The organism is Sphingopyxis sp. (genome assembly GCF_016793825.1).
Taxonomy (GTDB): domain Bacteria; phylum Pseudomonadota; class Alphaproteobacteria; order Sphingomonadales; family Sphingomonadaceae; genus Sphingopyxis.
This window is the reverse complement of sequence record NZ_JAEULM010000034.1, coordinates 36,664-56,674: the sequence shown is the minus strand read 5'-3', so window position 1 is coordinate 56,674 and position 20,011 is coordinate 36,664. Positions and strand designations below refer to the sequence as shown.

Sequence of the window (20,011 nt, the reverse complement as noted above, 5' to 3'; positions counted from 1 at the left end):
ACCACCCCGGCGCCGATGGATCGAACTTCAGATAATCCGAATAAAGCACCGTCGCAACATCCGCCATCCCCATCGGCATCCCAGGATGACCGCTGTTCGCGGCCTCAACCGCATCCATCGCTAAAGCTCGGATCGCGTTGGCGAGCTGGCGTTCGGGCTGTGTCATGAGTTCCCCGGAAAAGGATATGAAGATGACCGGATTCGGTGGGGACAGCCCTTCGCGGCCGTACGGTCAGGAGTCAACCGCCCGCGGCACAAATTAGCACGCATTTCGGCACTGAGAGGCGATTGCACGCCCTCCCCGGCGCTGCTACCCGTTGGACATGGAACTCGATCTCGACGAATCCAGCCTGGCCATCGGCCGTATCGAACGGGCGCTGAGCCGTCTCGAAAAAGCGCTGACCGAACGGGCGACCCGCCCTGCCCCCGCACCCGCGACGAATGACCAGTCGGCGCTGAAGGCCGAGGTTGCCGCCGTTATTGGCGAGCTCGACCGGTTGATTACGGAGGCAAAGAATGGCTGACGTCAAACTCAACATCGCGGGCAGGATCTATGATGTGCACTGCGCCGACGGGCAGGAATCGCAGCTTATCCAGCTCGCGACCGCCGTCGATGAAAAAGTGCGGGGCATTCCGGGCGGCACGGAAACTCGTCAATTGCTTTTCGCTGCGCTGATGCTCGCCGATGAAGCGCAGGAGGCCAGAGGAAAGGCCGACAAGGCGGAGCCGCAGTCGGATTCGCTTCGGGCCGCTGTAGCGCTTGCCGAGAGCCGCGAAGCACAGGCGCGCGATGAACTCAAAGCCACACGGGCCGAACTTGACGCCATCAGGAAGGCTCCGCGCACCGATGGTGCGCCACGCCCGTCCCATGACCGCGCGCTTATCGAGATCGCCGACCGGATCGAAACTCTTGCGACCAAGGTCGAGCAAATCCCTTGAGACGCGGCGCCACCACCCCTACATAGGGGACGGCGGGCACTGCCCGGTACGAGCTTTTGCGAAAATCCCTGAGGCGATACATCATCCTAGGGGGCTGTCCCTGCCCGGACCCTGGTCCGACGTATATGGTCCCCACCTGACGTTACTGGCGTCAGAGGATCTTCCAGCAAACGACCCATGGTGGTCCCGCCACCCGCCATCTATGGTTCCGAGGAGCCGGAAAAGAGATGCTTTCCGAAGACCTCGCCCGGAACAAGCGAAATTTGCGCGAAAAGCTGCGCTTTCGCCGGAAGCATTTTGCGGCCAATCTCGATGTGCTGTCGCGGCTGGGGGCCTTTCGCGCGCTTCCTGCACCGCTCGCCGCGATCCTCGACGATCGCCCGCCGGTAGGGGGATATGTGGCCTGGGGTGACGAACCCGACATCCTGTCGATGCTCGCCGACCACCCCCCGCTTGCCCTGCCCCATCACGCCGCGCGCGTCGATACGATGGATTTTCGACGCTGGGCGCCGGGTGAGACCTTGATCAAGGGCCCCTGGAGCACTCAGCAGCCTGCCGACGCGGCCGAAGCCGTTGTGCCGGGACTGATCTTCTGCCCGCTTGTTGGTTTCGATCGCCGGGGCGGGCGCCTCGGCCAGGGCGGTGGTCATTACGACCGCTATTTTGCGCGCTATCCCGCAATTCGCCGAATCGGCATAGGCTGGTCGGTGCAGGAAATTGACGCCGTGCCCGCCGAGCCGACCGATATCGTGCTCGACGCGATTTTGACCGAACAGGAATTCATCATTACCGGAGACCGCCTGTGAGCCAGCTTCCCGCCGACCCGCCGCCAAGCTGGCGAAAGCCTGCCGGCATATTCATGATCCTCGCGCTGATCATTGTCTGGGCGGCGATCGTGGTCGCGCTTTCGCCGTGGGTCGGCGCCTGGCCGGTGCTTGTGCAGGCGCTATTCTATCTGGCCGCCGGGATCGTCTGGGTATTGCCGCTGAAACCGCTCTTGCGCTGGATGGAACTGGGGAAATGGCGCGGCTGACAAGCCTGCGCCGTTCCAGCAATTTCGGATCAAGGAAAACCCCAAGCCGCGGTGGCCATTTCGTCCTAACGGACAGGAAATGGCGCGAGTGACGGGGCTCGAACCCGCGACCTCCGGCGTGACAGGCCGGCACTCTAACCAACTGAGCTACACCCGCGTGTGCTTGGGAGCAGCGCCAATATGCGCCGCGCTCCGGCCTGTCAACCGTCGCTTTCCTCCTTCGTGCGATTTAAGCGATCGCGCACTTCCTCGGCCGTGGTCAGCGTGCCATGTTCGAAGAGAAAACCGGCCAAATCCGGTGTTCCCGTCGAAGCAAGGATCGTCTGGAGGATCAACAGTAAGGGGACAGCCAGCAGCGCACCGGGTGTTCCCCACACCCACCCCCAGAAGCTCAGCGACACCAGAATCAGCAGCGGATTGATCGTCAGCCGCTTGCCGAGCACCAGCGGCGTGACGAGATTCGCCTCGACCAGATGAACTCCGATGAAGATCAGCGCCGGCAACAGCGCAAATCCGACTGCGTCGAATGTCATCAACCCGCCAAGCCCGAGAAGCGTGGCGGCGACGATCGGCCCCAGATAAGGCACGAAATTGCAGATACTGACGATCCCGCCCCACATGAAAGGGGACGGCATACCCAGCGCCCATAGCAGCAGGGCAACGACGAGCCCCAGGATCGCGTTGATCATCGTGATCGTCGCCAGATAGTCGGCCGTCGCATCGACGACATTCTGGATCACCCGCGCGGTCTGCAGAGCGCCGTCGAAGCTGCCGCGACGGCGGATCGTGCCGCGACGAAGGCGCGTCCAGCCGGCGAGGAAAAAGAAGATGACGAGTACGGCGAAAAAGAGCTGAATCGCCGCTGCTGGCGCAGCCGATATGAAATAGTCGATGACCGATGACGGCGCCTGTGCGGCAACAGCCTGGGCCGTTGCCTCGGTACCGGTCGCGACCGAGGTCAGGGTGCGATCGACAAATTTCTGCAAACTCGAGTAAAAATCGATGAGCGGGGCAAGGTTGCTCTGGATCCGCGGGATCGATTCGGGGATTCTTGCAAACCAGCCGGTTGCAGGAAGCACGATGATCGCCAGCGCCGCGTTGACGATCGCAACGAAACCCGCAAGCGATAGGAACGCCGCAAGCCCCGAAGGCACGCGCCGCCGTTCGAGCCATTCAAGCGGCGGCACCAGAGCGATGGAGATGACGATCGCCGCGGTCAGCGGCAGGAAGAACTCGGCCCCCGCCTTCAACGCGAAGGGTAGCGCAAGGCAGAAACTCGCCCCGACGATGAGCGAAAGCGCCGCCAGCAACCGGTCGCGCCGAAAATCATCGATTTCGATCTGGCGCAGGGGATCGACGGGCGCCTGATGTGCGTCCTTTCTTCCCCTGTCTTCGGCCACGTGGCGTCCCTCCCCGGTTAACCTCTTCGTCTTACGCGACCTTTACCTGTCGCGCCAGCCCGCGGGATTTGCGGCGAACCGAGCGAGGGACATGTCTCCATTTGGAGCAAAACCCCGTTTTCAATCGGTATTTTAACCAGAAATTACCCTTTTTCTCCGATGACGGCGGCAACAGACCAGCATTTGGAGTCAAAAACATGATGAAAGCGCCTGTGGGGGGCGCGAAGCATCATAAGCTTCTATTTCCCTCTGCCATTGCCCTTGCGCTCGCCACGACGCTCACGTCGCCAACGCCGGCCTTTGCCGCCGGTACCCGCGCAGGCACCACGATCAGCAACACCGCCACCGCGAGCTTCGACAATGGTTCGGGCACGCAGACCATCGATTCGAACCGCGTCGACCTGCGGGTGGACGAGCGGCTTGACGTCACGGTGGCGTCCGGCAACCCGTCCGACGTGCCGACCGTACCGGGCGCAACGGGCCAGGTGCTGACCTTTTCGGTGACCAATACCGGAAACGGGCAGGAAGCGTTCGGCCTCAGCACGATCGCCAATGTCGGCGGCGACAACTACGATCCCGTCGTCACGCAGATCTATATCGACAACGGCGACGGCATTTTCGATTCCAGCACCGACACGCTGTATGCACCGGGCACGAACGATCCGGTGCTGAATCCCGACCAAAGCGTCCGCGTCTTCGTGATCGCAACGACCCCGGGCGCCGTCGTCGACGGCAATCGCGGTATCGTGACCCTGGTCGCGGCCGCGAAAACAGGCACCGGGGCACCGGGAACGAGCTTTGCCGGCCAGGGCGAAGGCGGCGGCGATGCGATCGTCGGCTCGACCGGCGCCGACGGCCAGGACAATGGCGCATTCCGCGTCGCGGCCGCGACCGTGACGCTCGTCAAGTCGGCAACCGTCGTCGATCCGTTCGGCGGCAGCGAGCCGCTTCCCGGCGCAACGATCACCTACACCATCACCGCGACAGTCGCCGGATCGGGTTCGGTGAACGGGCTCGCGATCACCGACAATATCCCGGCGAACACCGCTTACGTCGCCGGGTCCATCACACTGGGCGGCAGCGGCCTGACCGACGCCGCCGACACCGATGCCGGTGATTACAATGGCACGCGCATCCGTGTCGGCCTTGGCACCGTTGCCGGTGGCCAAACCCGCGCCGTCACCTTCCAGACGAGGATAAACTGATGAATATCAAGGCATTCCTGATATTTCTGGCCGCCGTTGTTCCCGCCCCGGCCTATGCCGCCAACCAGGTCGCGCTCGACAACAGCGTGTTCGTGGAGCGCGTGACCACCGATGCCGCCGGCAAGGAGCGGGTTCTGCTCGAAGAGCCGAAGATCGTCGTTCCCGGCGACCGGCTCGTCTTCGTACTCAATTATCGCAACGCGGGTGCACAGCCTGCCGACCGGTTCGTGATCACGAACCCGATGCCGTCGGCCGTACGCTTTGCTGGCGCCGGCAATAACAGCCCGCTCGTCTCGGTCGATGGCGGCAAGGCGTGGGGTACGCTCGAAACGCTGAGCGTCATGCAGCCCGACGGAACCCGACGCGCGGCACAGCCGGCCGATGTCACGCACATCCGCTGGGCCTTTCAAAAGCCGATCCCGGCGGGCGCGACCGGCAAACTGATGTTTCGGGGGGTTGTCAAATAAGTGTTTGAATAAAGCCGCTTAACGGTTGCCAGCGGTGGGGATCAGGCAGCCGACCCAAGCCTAGGAGATCAGCTATGACCAGCAAGCTGACTTACTGGGGCTCCATCGGTCTGGCAGCGGCGTCCGTCGTCGTTGCCAACCCGGCATTCGCAGCCGGGACGACCGCAGGCGCCTCGATTACAAATACCGCCACCGTCACCTATCAGGTCGGTGGCGTCGCGCAGGGTTCGCAGACGGCGTCCGATACCTTTACGGTCGACCGCAAGATCAACCTGCTTGTCGAAGAAGTGGGTACGGTCACGACCAATGTCGTGCCGGGACAGACCAACGCCGTCACGACGTTCCAGCTCACCAACAGCTCGAACGAAGTGCTCGACTTTGAACTTGCCGCGACCCAGATCGCCGGCGGAACCGCCGCGCATGGGGGTACCGACACGTTCAATGTCGGCAGCGTCCGGATTTATCGCGACAATACCTCGTCCGGCACTGTCGGAAGCTGGGATACGGGCGATACGCTCGTGACCTATATCGACGAACTGGCGGTCGATACGCCGATCCGCCTGTTCATCGTCGCCGATATTCCGGCCGGCCTTGCCAACAACGCCGTCGCCGGGGTCCAGTTGCGTGCTACTGCCCGCGAAGGCGGCACGGTGGGTAGCCAGGGCGCCGCGATCACCGAAACGACCAGCGCCAACACCGCCGGCAAGGATACGGTATTCGCCGATACCATCGCCGGGGTGAACGACGCGGTGCGCGATGCCGCGCACAGCGCGGCGGACGACTATACGGTGCAGACGGCAACGCTGGCGGTCGCCAAGAGCAGCCGCGTCATTTCGGACCCGATCAACGGAACGACGAATCCAAAGCTGATCCCGGGTGCGGTCGTCGAATATTGCATCGCAGTGTCCAACAGCGGCAGCGTGCCGGCTACATCGGTGCTGATCACCGACCCGGTCCCGAGCCAGCTCACCTTCGTGACAAGCTCGATCCTGCTCGGCGGCACCCTGACCGGCACCACCTGCAACTTCAATGGGAGTGCAGGCGGCAGTTACACCGCGCCGAACGTGTCGGGCACGATCGCATCGGTCGCGGCCGGCGCGGCGAGCACGCTCGTTTTCCGCGCGACGGTCAACTGACCTGACGGAAGGACGGGACAGCGGGAGTGGCGCCGGAAAGCGCGCTCCCGCTGCCCTCTTCGGGACCAGCGATGACATTCCACCGGAAATATCTGTCCTTCGTGACCGCGCTGATCGCGGCAGCTTCGCTGCCCGTGACGCCGGCTGCGTATGCCCAGGTCATTTCCAACACCGCGTCGGCGCAGTGGACCGACAATAGCCAGATTGGCGGCCAGCCCGGCCAGACGCTGTCGAACCGCGTCGATGTGACGGTGACGTCGCGTCCGCCCGACCAGCCCGTCATCAAGACGTACCGCATCCTGAACGAAGGTGGGAACAAGTCAGTTCCGCTTCGCCCGACCCTGTGCGGCGGATCGATCATCGCCGCGCAAAGCCTTGCCGCATCGAATGGCGGCGGCGAATTGATTCAACTGACCGGCGTCTACGCGGGCATGTCGACCTCACCCGCTTCCCTTCAGAGCAGCGATGCGTTTCGCGCCGGAGAAGTGCTGGTGGTCGGCGTCACGCTTGCCTCGGCGAACGTCAACCCGAACGCGATCGATACGCTCCCGGTCATTCTCGATCTTGCCAATGGCGACAGCGAACGAATCACGCTCACCGAAACCGCCGCGAACAGCGGCGAGTTTGTCGGATTTATCAATACGATCGGCGTTCCGCCCGCGGTCGTTCCGGGCGATTGCCGCCTGTCGGTCAATCCGGGAACGCCGATCCAACTGCGCGTCACCGACCAGGCGAATGCCAGTCTTGTCGCGATCGCGACGATCGACTTCCTCGTCGATCCCTTCGGCATCGTTTTCGACAGCGGCGACGGCGCGGCCGTTCCGGGCAGCCGTGTCACGCTGATCAACACCGCGACCGGCCAGCCCGCGCAGGTATTCGGCGATGATGGCGTCAGCGCCTATCCCTCGACGGTCATCACGGGGCAGAATGTCACCGATGCAGGCGGAAAGGTCTATACCTTTCCCCCCGGCGACTATCGCTTCCCCTTCGTCGCGCCCGGCTCCTACCGATTGGTGGTCGAGCCGCCCGCGCCTTATACCGCGCCCTCGAAGTCGAGCGCTGCGGATCTTGCGGGTCTCCGCCGACCCGATGACGGCCTGCCGTTCACCATTACCGACGCAAGCTATGCGCTGGAATTCACGCTCGACAGCCCGGCGCCCGTCCGCGTCGATATCCCTGTCGATCAGCCCGGCCTGCCGCTGACGCTGCGCAAGACAACGTCGACACAGACAGCCGTCCCGGGCGATGTCGTGCAATACCGCATCGAGGTAGCAAACCGCGACGCGCGACGCTCGACGGGCTCGGTGACGGTCAGCGATACCCTGCCCGCCGGGATGCGCCTTCGCGCCGATACCGTGCGCGCGAACGGCTTGCGCATCGACGCCAATGTCGATGCCAACGGCCGCGACTTCACCGTCCTTCTGCCTCCGGTTGCGCCGTCAGGCACCGTGCTGCTGACCTATGTCGCCGAAGTCATCGTCTCGGCACAGCCGGGCAATGCCCTGAACCGCGCGTCGGCGGCCGACAATCGCGGGACCGAAAGCAATATCGCCGAAGCGACGATCTCGATCAAACGCGACCAGCTTGGCGACCGCATGACGATCATCGGCCGTGTGACCGACGGCGGCTGCGCCGTCGACCCGGGCAAGGCACCCGGTATCGCGGGTGTGCGCGTCATGTTGCAGGACGGCAGCTATACCGTCACCGACGAAGACGGCCGCTATCATTTCGAAGGCGTCCGTCCCGGCCTCCATGTCGTCCAGATCGACCCGTCAACGATGCCGCTCGATCGGGAGCCGATCGACTGCGCCCGCTCCACCGCGAGCGCGGGCAGCCCCATCTCGCGCTTTGTCGAGGGGCGCGGCGGCTCGCTGAAGCGCGCCGACTTCCGGGCCGCCGTCGCCGCCCCGCGCGCGGCGCCGAACAGCCACAGCTTCATGGCACCCACGCCGATCAGCGATCCCGATGCCGCCGGCGCGAACCGCGACTGGCTCGCCGGGCAAACGCCGGGCATCGGCTGGCTCTTCCCGGAAATCGACCATAACCCGCGCACCAAGGCGATCCGCGCCGCGATCAAGCATGCGCCCAGCCAGAAGGTCGCGCTGACGGTCAACGGCAAGCCTGCCGACGACCTGACGTTTGAAGGAACCACGAAGTCGGGCGATGGTCTCCTCGCGGTCAGCCTGTGGCGCGGCCTCGAAATCCGCGAAGGCGAAAACAGGCTCGTTGCTGTGGTGAAGGACGAAAATGGCGGCGTGATCGAAACGATCGAGCGCAGCGTCCATTATTCGATCACCCCGATGCGCGCGACGCTGATCCGCGAAAAGTCGGTGTTGATCGCCGACGGCGTGACGCGGCCGGTGATCGCGGTTCGCCTGACCGATCGCGACGGCAAGCCGATCCGTGCCGGCCTCACCGGTGATTTCAGCGTTCCCGCGCCTTATTATCCCGCTGTGGAGGCCGACGCGCAGCAGGCCCTCCAGCTTGCCGGGCTCGAACGCGCGCAACCGGTATGGCGCATCGATGGCGACGACGGCATCGCCTATATCGAACTGGAACCGACGACCGCATCCGGCACGCTGTCGATGGATTTCAACTTCCGCGACGACAAGATCGAACGCCGACAGACGATCGAAACCTGGCTCGATCCGGGCGATCGTCCGTGGACCGTGGTCGGTTTCGCGGCCGGAACGCTCGGCTACAACACCCTCGACGACCGCATGGAGCCGGTCGCCGACACGCTCGACGATCTGAACGCCGATGCACGCCTCGCCCTCTATGCGAAGGGCCGCGTACAGGGCAAATGGCTGATGACGCTGGCGTACGACAGCGACAAGGACAAGGACGACGCCCGTTTCGGCGGCGTGATCGATCCGCGCGCCTATTACACCATCTATGCCGACCGCAACGAAACGCGCTATGACGCCGCTTCGGTCCGCAAGCTCTATCTCCGCCTCGAGCGGCCGCAATTCTATGCGATGTTCGGCGATATCGAGACGGGAATCTCGGAACCGCAGCTTGCTCGCTATCAGCGTGCGCTGAACGGCGGCAAGGCCGAGTATCGTGGCCGCAATCTTGCCGCGACGGCTTTCGTCGCCGACACGCCATATCGGTTCCGTCGCGACGAGATCCAGGGGAACGGCCTGACCGGTCCGTACCAGCTTGGCGCGCGCGACATTCTGCCGAACAGCGAACGGATCGTCATCGAAACGCGCGACCGGCTGCATAGCGAGCGGATCGTCGAAAGCGTCAGCCTGACGCGGAACATCGACTATGACATCGACTATCTGGCAGGCACGATCCGCTTCCGCTCGCCCGTTCTCAGCCGCTCGTCCAGTCTCGATCCGCAGTTCATCGTCGCCGAATATGAGGTCGACGGGATCGGCGAGCGCGTGCTGAACGCCGGCGGCCGCGTCAGCTACCAGTCGAACGACGAAAAGCTTCGCGTCGGTGCGACTTTTATTCACGACGAGGACAACGACGCGAAAACCAATCTTGGCGGTGTCGACGCCCGCTATCGGCCCAGCATCGATACCGAAGTGCGCGCCGAATATGCGGTCAGCGATGCCAAGGCCAGGAATGGCGGTGTTGCCGCTGGCACCGCCAAAGCGTGGCTGGTCGAGGCGGAGCATCACAGCAGCAACGCCGATTTCCTGGCCTATGTCCGCGAACGCGAGGCGGGCTTCGGCACCGGTCAGCTCAATCGCGGCGAGGACGGCACGCGCAAGTTCGGGTTCGATGCCCGCCTGAAGGCAAGCCGGGCGTTGTCGATCACCGGCAGCGCCTGGCAGGAGGATTATCTCGATATCGACGCCCGCCGCCGCGCCGCCCGTGCACTGGTCGAATATGACAACGGAACGACGGTGTTCCGCGCGGGCTTGACGCATGCCGACGACCGGCTGTCCGACAGCTCGCGCAACACGTCGAACATCGTTCAGCTTGGCGCGACGCAGCGGATGTTCGACAAGAAACTCGAACTCGACGCCCAGACCGAATTCGCGCTCGGCGGCAAGGATGGCAGCGTCGATTTCCCGACCCGTCACCGCATCGGCGCGCGTTATGCCGTGACCCGCGATGTCAATCTGGTCGGCAGCTATGAAATCGCGGACGGCGATACGGTCCGCGCGCGCACAGCGCGGATCGGCTTCGACCTCGCCCCGTGGGCGGGCGCACGCCTTCTCGCCACCGCGAACCAACAGGACATTGGCGAATATGGCCCCCGCGCCTTCGCCGCCTACGGCCTGTCGCAGTCGCTGAAGCTCGACGAGCATTGGTCGATCGACCTGTCGCTCGACGGCAACCGCACACTCGGCGGCATCCGCGCCCAGGACGTCCTCAATGTTGATCAACCGGTCGCATCGGGTGGCTTCCTGGGCAGCAACGGCACGTTGACCGAAGATTTCACCGCGATCAGCGCCGGCGCGACCTATCGCAGCGACCGGTGGACGCTGACCGGGCGCGCCGAATATCGTGATGGCGAACTCGCCAATCGCTATGGTCTGACGCTCGGCGGCCTCCGCCAGCTTGGCGAGGGACAGGCGGTTGGCGCACTATTCACTTATGCAAAGGCAAGCGGCGCCGGTGCGACGCCGACGACCGAAGTCATCACCTTCGAGGCAAGCTGGGCGCACCGTCCCGCCGACTCACGGGTCGCCTGGCTCAACAAGAGCGAGTTCCGTTCGGACAAGGTTCGCGACGCCATCGCGGGTCAAGCCGGTCCCGTTGGCGACATAGCGCTGACGATCGATGGTGACGCAACAAGCCGCCGCCTGCTCAATAGCCTGTCGATCAACTGGACGCCGCTCGGCGACCGCGGGATCGGCGGGGGCGACAATTGGTACGAACGCGCCGAGATCGGCTTTTTCTGGGGCACCCGGTACAATTTCGATCGCTTTGGCGCGGATGATGTGAAGGGCTGGTCGAACCTGCTCGGCGCCGACTTCCGCTTCAACCTGAGCGAAAATGTCGATGTCGGCGCCTCGGGCACCGCGCGGATCGGCACCGGCGGCGATACGGTTGCGTGGGCCGGCGGCCCGACCGTGACGCTGGCGCCGATGAAGAACGCCAACATCACGTTCGGCTATAATTTCGCGGGCTTCCACGACCGCGACTTCGAGGACGCGCGCTTCTCGCGGTCGGGTGCCTACGTCACCTTCAAGCTGAAGTTCGACCAGACGAGCTTCGCGGGGTTGGGGCTGTAAGCCAATCCGTCATTGCGAGCGAAGCGAAGCGATCTCCAGCTAGCGTCCAGACAGACCGCCCTCTGGAGATTGCTTCGTCGCTTCGCTCCTCGCAACGACGAGGTCAGTCAGTCCGCGAACAGCAGGACCGGCGTTTCGATCAGCTTCTTGAGCGCCTGCACATAGCTTGCGGCATCCCATCCGTCGACGACACGGTGATCGCAACTGATCGACAGGTTCATCAGCTTCGCACGGCGGATATCATCCCCATCGAAGACAGGACGTTCGACAATCTTGTTCGGACCGATGATCGCAACCTCAGGCCGGTTGATCACCGGTGTCGTCGCAATGCCGCCGAGCGGGCCGAGCGATGTTACGGTCAGCGTACCGCCCGTCAGTTCCTCGACCTTGGCCTTTCCGGTGCGCGCAGCCTCCGCCAAACGGCTGATTTCACTCGCGAGTTGCCAGACATTCATGTCCTGTGCATCGCGGATGACGGGAACCATAAGGCCCGCGTCGGTCTGCGTCGCCATGCCCAGGTGCACGGCTCCATGGCGCGTCACAACTCCGCCCTCGTCATCATAGCGCGCATTGATCATTGGAAATTGCGGGATGGTCCGGCAGATCGCCACAATCAGAAAGGGCAACATCGTCAGCTTGGGACGACTGCCGCGATTGGCATTGAGGTCGGCACGCATGTCTTCAAGCGCGGTGACGTCCATTTCCTCGACATAGGTGAAATGCGGGATTGCGCGCTTCGACGCCGCCATATTCTCGGCGATCTTGCGGCGCATGCCGATGACCTTGATCGGCTCGTCGGCTCGCGCACGGGACGCACCGGGCGCGTGATAGCCCTGCCCGCCGCTATAGCGCAGGAATGCATCGAGGTCCGAATGGCGAACGCGATCGCCCTCGGCATGAACCTGACCGAGATCGACGCCAAGATCCTTGGCGCGGGCGCGGACGGCGGGTGAGGCAAGAACGGCGCGGCTGTGCGCGGCGGATGCCACTGGCGCCGGAACGGGCTCGGGCGCTGCGGCAGGTGCCGGCACCGGAGCGGGTTCGGCAACCGAAATTTCCTCGACACCTGGCGTTTCCGCGACAATTTCCTGTTCGACCGGCGTATCGACGGGCGGTGCGTCGCCGGTCTCCTCGCCTTCAGTCTCGATCACCGCGAGGGTTGCACCGATCGAAACCATGTCGCCGACATCGCCGGCCAGTTCGACAACGACGCCCGTCACCGGCGACTCCATTTCCACGGTCGCCTTGTCGGTCATCATATCGGCAAGCTGCGCATCTTCCTCGATGCGATCGCCGATCTTCACATGCCAGGCGACGATCTCGGCCTCGGCGATACCTTCGCCGATGTCGGGCAGGCGGAACGAATAGCGAGCCATGGCGATCAGTCCTTCAAGATCTTTTCGAGCGCGGTCGTGATGCGCACCGGTCCAGGAAAATAGGCCCATTCGAGGCTGTGCGGATAGGGCGTGTCAAAGCCTGTTACGCGCTCTACGGGCGCCTCGAGGTGATAGAAACAGCGTTCCTGCACGAGCGCGGCCAGTTCGGCACCGAAGCCCGAAGTGCGGGTCGCTTCGTGGATGATCAGGCATCGGCCGGTCTTCTTCACCGACGTTTCGATCGCATCGATATCGAGCGGCAGGAGCGTCCGCAGATCGAGGATTTCGGCGTCGATCCCGCGTTCCTCGACGATCGTCTTCGCGACATGAACCATCGTGCCGTAGGCAAGCACCGTCACCGCTTCGCCCTCGCGAACTCTTGCCGCCTTACCGAGATCGATGCGATAATAACCTTCGGGAACCGCGCTTGCGTCATGCTTCGACCAGGGTTCGACCGGTCGGTCATAATAGCCGCTGAACGGGCCATTGTAGATGCGCTTGGGTTCGAGGAAGACGACCGGGTCATTATCCTCAATCGCCGCGATCAAAAGACCCTTTGCATCATAGGGGTTCGACGGAATCACCGTCTTCACGCCGCAAATGTGCGTCATGATACTTTCGGGCGACTGGCTGTGCGTTTGCCCGCCGAAGATCCCCCCGCCGAAGGGCGTGCGCACCGTCATCGGGCAGATGAAATCATTTGCCGAGCGATAGCGCAGGCGCGCCGCCTCGCTGACGAGCTGATCGAGGCCCGGGTAAATATAGTCGGCGAACTGGATTTCGGGGACCGGGCGAAGGCCATAAGCCCCCATGCCGACCGCGACGCCGATGATGCCGCATTCGTTGATCGGTGTGTCGAAGACGCGCGTCTTGCCATGCTTTTTCTGCAGGCCGGCGGTGGCGCGAAAGACCCCGCCGAAATAGCCGACGTCCTCGCCCATCACGACAGTGTTCGGATCGCGGCCGAGCATGATGTCCATGGCGCTGTTGATCGCCTCGATCATGTTCATGGTTTTCGTGTCGGCGCTAGGAGATTCGGGCATTATTCGGGCTTCCAGTTCGGGCCGAACTTCGCTTCCTGTTCGGCAAGCATCTGATCGCATTGTTCCTTGAGATGCCAGGGCATCTCCTCAAACACGTCCTGAAACATGGTTTCGAACGGCTGGTGCATGCCGTGGCCCAAGATACCCAGCTTTTCCGATTGTTTCTGGGTCGTCTTGATCAATTCTTCGAGCTCGATCGCCTGCGCGTCATGGCGATCGGCATCCCATTCGCCGAGCGTTTCGAGGTGCTGGCGAAGCCGCGCGATCGGGTCGCCGAACGGCCAGGCGGTCGCTTCATCGGCGGGGCGATAGGCGCTGGGATCGTCGGACGTGCTGTGTCCCTCGCTGCGATAGGTGAAATGCTCGATCAGCGTCGGGCCATTGTTCGTCCGGGCGCGGTCCGCCGCCCACTGCGTCGCTGCATAGACCGCAAGCGGGTCGTTGCCATCGACGCGAAGCCCCGCGATCCCGTAACCGACCGCCCGCGCCGCAAAGGTCGTACGTTCGCCACCGGCAAATCCCGAGAAGCTGGAAATCGCCCACTGGTTGTTGACGACGTTGAAGATGACCGGCGCGTTATAGACGGTCGCAAAGGTAAGCGCCGAATGGAAGTCGCCCTCGGCCGACGACCCTTCCCCGCACCACACCGTCGCGATGCGGCTATCGCCCTTCGAAGCCGAAGCCATGGCCCAGCCCACCGCCTGCGGGTATTGCGTCGCCAGATTGCCCGAAACGCTGAAAAAACCATGCTCCGGCGCCGAATACATGATCGGCAACTGGCGGCCGAGCAGATGATCGCCGCGGTTCGAATAGATCTGGTTCATCATCTGAATCAGCGGATAGTCGCGCGTGATCAGGATGCCCTGCTGGCGATAGCTCGGGAAGCACATGTCGCCACGATCGAGCGCCATCGTCGAGGCGACCGAAGTCGCTTCCTCGCCGGTGCACTTCATGTAGAAACTCGTCTTGCCCTGTCGCTGGGCGCGGAACATTCGGCCGTCGAACGCGCGCACGAGCATCATGTAGCGCAGCATCGCACGCAGCCGCTCGGCCGAAAGTTTCGGATCCCAAGGCCCCTTCGCGATGCCGTCGAAGTCCAGCACACGAACCAGTCCATAGCACAGGTCGCGCATTGCATCGGGCTTGGTCGCTTCGCTTGGGCGGGGGGTCGCATCAACCGCCGGCACCGCGACGTCGCCGAAATCGGGCGTGTCGCCGGGGCGGTAGCGGGGTTCGGGAATATGGAGCGACAACGGCGGCAAATTGCTCGCCGGTCGCCGATGCGACTCAGGCATATCTTCTTCCCTTCGAGCGCGAATCAGCGCCTAGTTATATTTCAACTTGGCGACATATTATTACGGACGCCATGAGAATGCAACGGCAGCGATCACACCGCGACCGGGGCGGAAATATGCGCTTGCGGCGCATAGGCCTCGACCGCGAAATCATCGAACCGATAGTCGAAAATGCTTGAGGGCCGGCGAAGGATGCGAAGTTTCGGAGCTCCTTCGGGAATGCGCCGCATCTGCTGTTCGACGAGTTCGGCGTGGTTCAGATACAAATGAACGTCTCCGCCGGTCCAGACGACTTCATGCGCGTGCAGGCCGCATTGATCGGCGATCATTCGCGTCAGCAGCGCCGCCTCGAAAATGTTGAAGGCAAAGCCCAAACCCAGATCGCACGAACGCTGGAAGAGCAGACAGGACAGACCGCCATCACTGCGCACATGGAATTGATAGGTCATGTGGCAAGGCGGAAGCGCCATGCGATCGATGTCGGCGACATTCCATCCGGTGAAGATATGTCGCCGCGACCCCGGATTGTTACGCAGCGAGTCGATCAGCGTCGCGATCTGGTTGTGTCCCTGCTCCGCTCGGCGAAAAAGCCCGTCACCCGCCTGTTCGTAGCGCGGCCAGTTCACCCATTGATGGCCGTAAACCGGGCCAAGGTCGCCCCACTGTGCTGCGAAATCATCATCGGCGACGATGCGCGCCTCGAAATCCGATGCGCTGATCTGATCGCCCGTCGCGCGACGATATTTGTCGAGCGGCCAGTCGGTCCAGATCTTCACGCCCTGGGCGACGAGCGTCCGGATGTTGGTGTCGCCCGTCAGGAACCATAAAAGCTCGCGCAAGGCGGTCTTCCAATAGACGCGCTTTGTCGTCAGCAACGGAATGGCATCGTCCTTCAGCGAAAACCGCATCGTCTCGCCGAACAGCGAGCGCGTTCCGACGCCGGTACGATCGATACGCTCATCGCCCTCGACCCAGATACGGCGCATCAGGTCAAGATATTGCAGTTCATAATGGATGGAATCGGACAAGACTCGCTCCTGGCTGGGACACTCTTTGCTAGGCTTCGCGCCGCGGCGCGACAAGAGGTGCGGCTGCATAGGCAGATGGCACCGGGCGGCAATCGTCCGATATGGGTCGGTCCCCGCTTTTGCCCGCGCCTCAATGGGCGCATCATCGATGCGATGACTGTCTTCGAGCCCATCGACACGCTGCCCTCTCTTGCCGCGAGCGCCGGTTTCGTGCCGCGCGAAGCCGAAGATTCGATCGCGCAGCATTTGCTGCGACCGCTGCTTTTCGACGACCACGAAATCATGCTGCTGGCCGGGTTCGACGCCTATTCGCGGCTTGTCGGCCTCGAATGCGCAGAGGGTGATGCGGCGGGGCGTTCGATCATCACGCCGCAGTGCTGGAACCGCCTGCTCGGGCGCCGCGTCGCAACCGTGATTATGGCGCACAACCATCCCTCGGGAATCGCGCGCGCCAGCGACGCCGACATCTCTTGCACCCGCGACGCCGGTCAGTTCCTGCGGCTGGTCGGCATCGATTTGTCGGATCATCTGATTTTCGTCGAAAGTGGGCATTTCAGCTTTCGCAATGCAGGCCTGATCTAGTCGGGACAATCGTCTCCGCTATGCCGATTGGCGCTTGATGTTCGCAAATTGCCCGTCTAGAGGACCGCCCTGCCTACGCACCGGTCCGCCGGTGCTGGATCGGTCGGGGAGTAGCTCAGCCTGGTAGAGCACTGTCTTCGGGAGGCAGGGGCCGGAGGTTCGAATCCTCTCTCCCCGACCATTTTATCAATGACTTAGCTTTCATAGAGACATTTCCCCTAGGTTCTCATTGAACCTCATCCCTTGCTTCTTGCTCGATACTCGGCCCGCGTTGGCGCTTCGGCAGGCAAGCCGCGACTAGTTCGCCATCGTTTCCAATACTCGGTTTTAGATGCGCTGATCTTCGCGCGTGCGCGCTTGTCGCCCTCTTCCGACAAATTGTTACGCTGCGTCTTGGCATCGGCCCAGCGGCAGTTGCCAGGTTCGTAATTTCCGGTCGGATCGATGCGGTCCAACGTAAGGCCCTTGGGGCGCTCGCCCATGTCCGCCAAGAAGTTTTGGAAGTTTGCGCGCCATCTTTCGCAGACGGAAATTCCGACCGCACCATAGCGAGCGAACGAACTGTTTTTGTTGTCATGGCATCGGAGAATCATTTGCTGCCAAGTAGGATAGAGTTCGTGCTTCGAATGAAGATGAGCTTTCGAATCCCATCCGCGCCCCGCATCGATTCGCCCATGACGAAGCAGACGCTGATAGTGGGTGGGGCACAGCCCCTTCGTCAGCTTGGCGATTTTATCGCAGTCCGGAGCGGAGCATTTAGCCGCTGGCATAGGCTTTCCCCTCGATAGCGTCGGCTACCTTTTTAAGGTATCCGGGGCTGTATCTTGCATAAAATTGCTGCGTCGTGCGGTCGTCGTCATGGCCCAGCATTTGGGCCAATTCGGGCATCGGGACGCCAGCCTCGGCCGCCCAGACGGCGCCGGTGTGGCGCAGCGTATAGGGCGTCGCATGGACATTGCTCCTTTCACTGGCCGCCTGGAACGCTTTCTTGATATTTCCGACCTGCTTGCCGGCGCGCTCGACCACGAACACCGACGTGCGGGCGGCGTATGCGTCTTGCATCGCTTCCATGAGCCGGTTGCCGATCGGCACGACTGGCCGGCGCTTAGATGTCTGGGCCCGGCCTGCGGGATTGAGGTCGAGTTGCCCGCGCATGAAATCGACGCGGTCCCACGTCAAATCGAGAATCGCGCCAGGTCGCGCGCAGGTATAGAGGCCGATCAGCGCATACAGCCGCGCGTGCGGCGCGACCATGCCGGCGAGGAAGCGGTCGAACTCGGGCCGGGTCAGGTGCCGGGTTTTGCGCTCGCCTTTCGCCGGCAGCCAGACATTGCCGCGGACGGTGATCTTCGTCGCCTTCATCGCCCAATTCAGCGCGGTCGACAGTTTCATCAGCTCGAGGCGGGCGGTCGCATCTTCGACCTTTCGTGTCGCGCGATACGAGCGGCACATCGTCTCATCGATCGCCGCAGGGTCGATCGACCGCCAGAATGTCTTCATCGCCTTCCAAGCGTCCTGCGTTCGGCCGTGCGAAGGCTTGTGCGCGATCGACGCCATATAGGCTGTCATGACCCGTTCCACGGTCCACGGACTATCGTCTCCGCTTTCCCAGCGTTTGCGGGCTTCCGCCTCGGCGCTCGCCCGATCTTTCGCGGAGAGCTGTGTACGATGGCGCTTCGGCTTGTCGTCCCCTTCCTCTTGGACCCAATGGACGATGGCGAATCCGCCTCGGAATCGCTGGACTGTATAGGGACCGGGTTCACTGGACATTTCTCATACCTCTCCACTTCGGCTGCACTGACGCGAATAAGCGCACCGATGCGAAATGTTTGCAACTGGCCCTGATTGATCAGCTTGCGGATCATGCTGTCGCTGCAACCCCAGCGGTCGGCAAGCTGAGCGATGGAATAGGGCCGGACGTCATGCTCGGGCAGAATGTGGCTGTGAAACGTCATCCCCGCCCCCCGTCCCGCTCACCGGGCGCGTCATCAGCTTTGTCCTCTTCGTGAAGCTGTGCCCGGATACTGCTCGCCAGGATCTCGTATTGGCGAGCGGCCCATCGCGACACCGGCCTGATCTTCTCCGCCCGCGCATCGAGCCACGCCGGGAGGTTGAGCAGCGCCGCGATCCGGCTTGCCCAAGCGTTCGAGACGACATCGGCAACGTGCTCGGTCGTTTCTCCGTTGCAGCGGAGGATTTGCTTGCCGTTGGCGTGGAAGGTGCTCATGAGCGCCACCCCCGCCAGATGGCGATCAGGTTGCCCGCCAGAAACAGCGCACTCCCGATGGCGAAAAGGATCGGGACCAAGTTTTCTTTCAGGTTCGCGATCATGCGGCCCTCCACAGGATCGGTTCAGCGAGCGGGTCGATGCGATGCTTGCCGCGCGCCATCGGATGCGTCGGCGCACCGCTCTTCGTCTTTCCCCAGCACCAAATGTCCGGATAAGGCGCTTCGCCCGACTGGATTTCCTCGACGACGTGATCGACCCAATCCCAATCGGTGGCGATGTTGCCCCAGCAAGCGAATAGCTGATGCGCGCCCTTCGCCTCCTTGACCAAGATCGGGAGGTTCACGAACAGGAGGGAGTCGCGCGCGCTCCAATCGTTGGTGGCGACCCAATCGGCCTTCCGGCGGCACTCGACAGGGCTGGAGGTGACGAACGGATAGAGGTTGAGCGCGCGGAAACCGCCGAAGCCGTAATGCTGAAACCAGCGGATCCACCATTTGACGGTCGGATCATCCTTCTCTGCATCGCCCACTGAGGGGTTGTGGCCGACAACGATCGCTATGGGACCGTCCGACCAGCGACGTGAAAGGACGATGCGCTCGTCGGGGGACGCGAAATGGGCGCTCCGCTGCATTACCGGCTGGCCAAGAAGATCGAGCGCTTCGGTCACTGCCCCTCCTCCGCCAGCGCAATCAGGCGATCGACATTGAGGCTGGCCCACATGGCGACCGCGAGTGCGCTGACCTGAACGTCCTTGCCTTCAATGCGGTCGATCAGGCGCTTCCAGTCCATCTTGAGGACCGCGATTTCAGCCTTCCTGCTCATGCCGCCCTCGCCAGCGTATCGTCGTACCGCGCGGCAGGCTCGACGTCTGGCAACGCAGCCTCGATCTCCGCAATCCGCCCCAGCACGCGCAAAATCGCCTCGCGCTGCTGGATCATCCCTTCCGCCGGGTTCGCGTGGAAGTCAGCGACCAGTTTCTTCCCGATGTCTTTCAGGGCGGCATCGAGGGCCTGCCGTTCGGTCGCGAAAAGCTGGCCGGCGTGCTCGTAGGCTTCGACTTTCTTGATGCACATCGC

General features: G+C 63.0%; 21 protein-coding genes, 2 tRNA genes and 1 pseudogene. 10 read left to right on the top strand and 14 right to left on the bottom strand.

Going from position 1 to position 20,011, the window contains the following annotated elements; translation table 11 throughout:
* On the bottom strand, window positions 1-166 hold a 166-nt coding region (locus tag JNM03_RS10885; protein WP_294036545.1), incomplete at its 3' end, for a hypothetical protein.
* A gap of 157 nt (window positions 167-323) precedes the next feature.
* On the opposite strand from JNM03_RS10885, the gene JNM03_RS10880 reads away from it, so the two are divergent.
* From JNM03_RS10880 to JNM03_RS10865, 4 genes are all read left to right on the top strand, one after another.
* Entirely contained in the window at window positions 324-524 is a 201-nt protein-coding gene (locus JNM03_RS10880) for a hypothetical protein (RefSeq protein ID WP_294036544.1), read from the top strand.
* Entirely contained in the window at window positions 517-939 is a 423-nt protein-coding gene (locus JNM03_RS10875; RefSeq protein ID WP_294036542.1) for a cell division protein ZapA, read from the top strand. The genes JNM03_RS10880 and JNM03_RS10875 overlap by 8 nt, the downstream gene beginning before the upstream one ends.
* Before the next feature lie 227 nt (window positions 940-1,166).
* On the top strand, window positions 1,167-1,745 hold the full coding sequence (locus JNM03_RS10870; protein ID WP_294036540.1) for a 5-formyltetrahydrofolate cyclo-ligase: 579 nt from the start codon (window positions 1,167-1,169) through the stop codon (window positions 1,743-1,745).
* Complete coding sequence (locus tag JNM03_RS10865; protein WP_294036538.1) at window positions 1,742-1,972, top strand: DUF2842 domain-containing protein; 231 nt, start codon at window positions 1,742-1,744, stop codon at window positions 1,970-1,972. The genes JNM03_RS10870 and JNM03_RS10865 overlap by 4 nt, the downstream gene beginning before the upstream one ends.
* 80 nt (window positions 1,973-2,052) lie before the next feature.
* Here JNM03_RS10865 and JNM03_RS10860 read toward each other — a convergent pair.
* Together JNM03_RS10860 and JNM03_RS10855 are read right to left on the bottom strand one after the other, a co-directional pair.
* A tRNA-Asp gene (locus JNM03_RS10860) sits at window positions 2,053-2,129 on the bottom strand.
* 43 nt (window positions 2,130-2,172) lie between these two features.
* Complete coding sequence (locus tag JNM03_RS10855) at window positions 2,173-3,372, bottom strand: AI-2E family transporter (protein ID WP_294036536.1); 1,200 nt, start codon at window positions 3,370-3,372, stop codon at window positions 2,173-2,175.
* A 197-nt stretch (window positions 3,373-3,569) separates the two neighbouring features.
* Here JNM03_RS10855 and JNM03_RS10850 point away from each other — a divergent pair, with 197 nt between their 5' ends.
* The 4 genes from JNM03_RS10850 (at window position 3,570) to JNM03_RS10835 (ending at window position 11,381) form a co-directional block, all read left to right on the top strand.
* Window positions 3,570-4,577: a hypothetical protein gene (locus JNM03_RS10850; RefSeq protein ID WP_294036534.1), complete on the top strand. Its 1,008-nt coding sequence runs from the start codon at window positions 3,570-3,572 to the stop codon at window positions 4,575-4,577.
* On the top strand, window positions 4,577-5,044 hold the full coding sequence (locus JNM03_RS10845) for a hypothetical protein (RefSeq protein ID WP_294036532.1): 468 nt from the start codon (window positions 4,577-4,579) through the stop codon (window positions 5,042-5,044). Before JNM03_RS10850 ends, JNM03_RS10845 begins: the two co-directional genes overlap by 1 nt.
* 74 nt (window positions 5,045-5,118) lie before the next feature.
* Complete coding sequence (locus tag JNM03_RS10840) at window positions 5,119-6,180, top strand: hypothetical protein (RefSeq protein WP_294036530.1); 1,062 nt, start codon at window positions 5,119-5,121, stop codon at window positions 6,178-6,180.
* 71 nt (window positions 6,181-6,251) lie between these two features.
* Window positions 6,252-11,381 (top strand): hypothetical protein, encoded by a 5,130-nt coding sequence (locus JNM03_RS10835; protein WP_294036529.1) that lies wholly within the window; start codon window positions 6,252-6,254, stop codon window positions 11,379-11,381.
* 107 nt (window positions 11,382-11,488) lie between these two features.
* Here the strand turns inward: JNM03_RS10835 and JNM03_RS10830 are convergent, their stop codons facing one another.
* The 4 genes from JNM03_RS10830 to thyA all read right to left on the bottom strand — a co-directional run bounded on the left by JNM03_RS10830 (window position 11,489) and on the right by thyA (window position 16,123).
* Window positions 11,489-12,757 carry a dihydrolipoamide acetyltransferase family protein gene (locus tag JNM03_RS10830; RefSeq protein WP_294036527.1) on the bottom strand — a complete coding sequence of 423 codons (1,269 nt, stop codon included), beginning with the start codon at window positions 12,755-12,757 and terminating at the stop codon, window positions 11,489-11,491.
* Window positions 12,758-12,762: 5 nt separating this feature from the next.
* Window positions 12,763-13,800: an alpha-ketoacid dehydrogenase subunit beta gene (locus JNM03_RS10825; protein ID WP_294036526.1), complete on the bottom strand. Its 1,038-nt coding sequence runs from the start codon at window positions 13,798-13,800 to the stop codon at window positions 12,763-12,765.
* Window positions 13,800-15,095, bottom strand: coding sequence for a thiamine pyrophosphate-dependent enzyme (locus JNM03_RS10820; protein WP_294036524.1), 1,296 nt, complete (start codon window positions 15,093-15,095; stop codon window positions 13,800-13,802). The genes JNM03_RS10825 and JNM03_RS10820 overlap by 1 nt, the downstream gene beginning before the upstream one ends.
* A gap of 92 nt (window positions 15,096-15,187) precedes the next feature.
* The gene (thyA, locus tag JNM03_RS10815) at window positions 15,188-16,123 is read right to left on the bottom strand and encodes a thymidylate synthase (RefSeq protein ID WP_294036522.1); all 936 of its coding nucleotides are present in this window, start codon (window positions 16,121-16,123) and stop codon (window positions 15,188-15,190) included.
* A gap of 153 nt (window positions 16,124-16,276) precedes the next feature.
* Here thyA and JNM03_RS10810 point away from each other — a divergent pair, with 153 nt between their 5' ends.
* Window positions 16,277-16,705 (top strand): JAB domain-containing protein, encoded by a 429-nt coding sequence (locus JNM03_RS10810; protein WP_294036520.1) that lies wholly within the window; start codon window positions 16,277-16,279, stop codon window positions 16,703-16,705.
* A gap of 104 nt (window positions 16,706-16,809) precedes the next feature.
* Window positions 16,810-16,886 (top strand) — tRNA-Pro (locus JNM03_RS10805).
* A gap of 55 nt (window positions 16,887-16,941) precedes the next feature.
* Here JNM03_RS10805 and JNM03_RS10800 read toward each other — a convergent pair.
* The 7 genes and pseudogenes from JNM03_RS10800 to JNM03_RS10775 all read right to left on the bottom strand — a co-directional run bounded on the left by JNM03_RS10800 (window position 16,942) and on the right by JNM03_RS10775 (window position 20,008).
* Window positions 16,942-17,475 (bottom strand): hypothetical protein, encoded by a 534-nt coding sequence (locus JNM03_RS10800; RefSeq protein WP_294036518.1) that lies wholly within the window; start codon window positions 17,473-17,475, stop codon window positions 16,942-16,944.
* Window positions 17,462-18,475: a site-specific integrase gene (locus tag JNM03_RS10795; protein WP_294036516.1), complete on the bottom strand. Its 1,014-nt coding sequence runs from the start codon at window positions 18,473-18,475 to the stop codon at window positions 17,462-17,464. The genes JNM03_RS10800 and JNM03_RS10795 overlap by 14 nt, the downstream gene beginning before the upstream one ends.
* Before the next feature lie 17 nt (window positions 18,476-18,492).
* Window positions 18,493-18,660, bottom strand: a pseudogene (locus JNM03_RS18960) (helix-turn-helix domain-containing protein); the annotation flags it as partial.
* On the bottom strand, window positions 18,657-18,932 hold the full coding sequence (locus tag JNM03_RS10790; protein ID WP_294036514.1) for a hypothetical protein: 276 nt from the start codon (window positions 18,930-18,932) through the stop codon (window positions 18,657-18,659). The pseudogene JNM03_RS18960 and the gene JNM03_RS10790, both read right to left, overlap by 4 nt.
* A 100-nt stretch (window positions 18,933-19,032) precedes the next feature.
* Entirely contained in the window at window positions 19,033-19,602 is a 570-nt protein-coding gene (locus JNM03_RS10785; RefSeq protein WP_294036513.1) for a DUF1643 domain-containing protein, read from the bottom strand.
* Window positions 19,599-19,757 (bottom strand): hypothetical protein, encoded by a 159-nt coding sequence (locus JNM03_RS10780; RefSeq protein WP_294036511.1) that lies wholly within the window; start codon window positions 19,755-19,757, stop codon window positions 19,599-19,601. The genes JNM03_RS10785 and JNM03_RS10780 overlap by 4 nt, the downstream gene beginning before the upstream one ends.
* On the bottom strand, window positions 19,754-20,008 hold the full coding sequence (locus JNM03_RS10775; protein WP_294036509.1) for a hypothetical protein: 255 nt from the start codon (window positions 20,006-20,008) through the stop codon (window positions 19,754-19,756). The genes JNM03_RS10780 and JNM03_RS10775 overlap by 4 nt, the downstream gene beginning before the upstream one ends.
* Between the last annotated feature and the right edge of the window lie 3 nt (window positions 20,009-20,011).

Coding starts and splice junctions, on each gene's coding strand:
- JNM03_RS10880 (WP_294036544.1), top strand. CDS start 324: ATGGAACTCGATCTCGACGAATCCAGCCTGGCCATCGGCCGTATCGAA.
- JNM03_RS10875 (WP_294036542.1), top strand. CDS start 517: ATGGCTGACGTCAAACTCAACATCGCGGGCAGGATCTATGATGTGCAC.
- JNM03_RS10870 (WP_294036540.1), top strand. CDS start 1,167: ATGCTTTCCGAAGACCTCGCCCGGAACAAGCGAAATTTGCGCGAAAAG.
- JNM03_RS10850 (WP_294036534.1), top strand. CDS start 3,570: ATGATGAAAGCGCCTGTGGGGGGCGCGAAGCATCATAAGCTTCTATTT.
- JNM03_RS10845 (WP_294036532.1), top strand. CDS start 4,577: ATGAATATCAAGGCATTCCTGATATTTCTGGCCGCCGTTGTTCCCGCC.
- JNM03_RS10840 (WP_294036530.1), top strand. CDS start 5,119: ATGACCAGCAAGCTGACTTACTGGGGCTCCATCGGTCTGGCAGCGGCG.
- JNM03_RS10835 (WP_294036529.1), top strand. CDS start 6,252: ATGACATTCCACCGGAAATATCTGTCCTTCGTGACCGCGCTGATCGCG.
- JNM03_RS10830 (WP_294036527.1), bottom strand. CDS start 12,757: ATGGCTCGCTATTCGTTCCGCCTGCCCGACATCGGCGAAGGTATCGCC.
- JNM03_RS10825 (WP_294036526.1), bottom strand. CDS start 13,800: ATGCCCGAATCTCCTAGCGCCGACACGAAAACCATGAACATGATCGAG.
- JNM03_RS10820 (WP_294036524.1), bottom strand. CDS start 15,095: ATGCCTGAGTCGCATCGGCGACCGGCGAGCAATTTGCCGCCGTTGTCG.
- JNM03_RS10810 (WP_294036520.1), top strand. CDS start 16,277: ATGACTGTCTTCGAGCCCATCGACACGCTGCCCTCTCTTGCCGCGAGC.
- JNM03_RS10800 (WP_294036518.1), bottom strand. CDS start 17,475: ATGCCAGCGGCTAAATGCTCCGCTCCGGACTGCGATAAAATCGCCAAG.
- JNM03_RS10795 (WP_294036516.1), bottom strand. CDS start 18,475: ATGTCCAGTGAACCCGGTCCCTATACAGTCCAGCGATTCCGAGGCGGA.
- JNM03_RS10790 (WP_294036514.1), bottom strand. CDS start 18,932: ATGAGCACCTTCCACGCCAACGGCAAGCAAATCCTCCGCTGCAACGGA.
- JNM03_RS10780 (WP_294036511.1), bottom strand. CDS start 19,757: ATGAGCAGGAAGGCTGAAATCGCGGTCCTCAAGATGGACTGGAAGCGC.
- JNM03_RS10775 (WP_294036509.1), bottom strand. CDS start 20,008: ATGTGCATCAAGAAAGTCGAAGCCTACGAGCACGCCGGCCAGCTTTTC.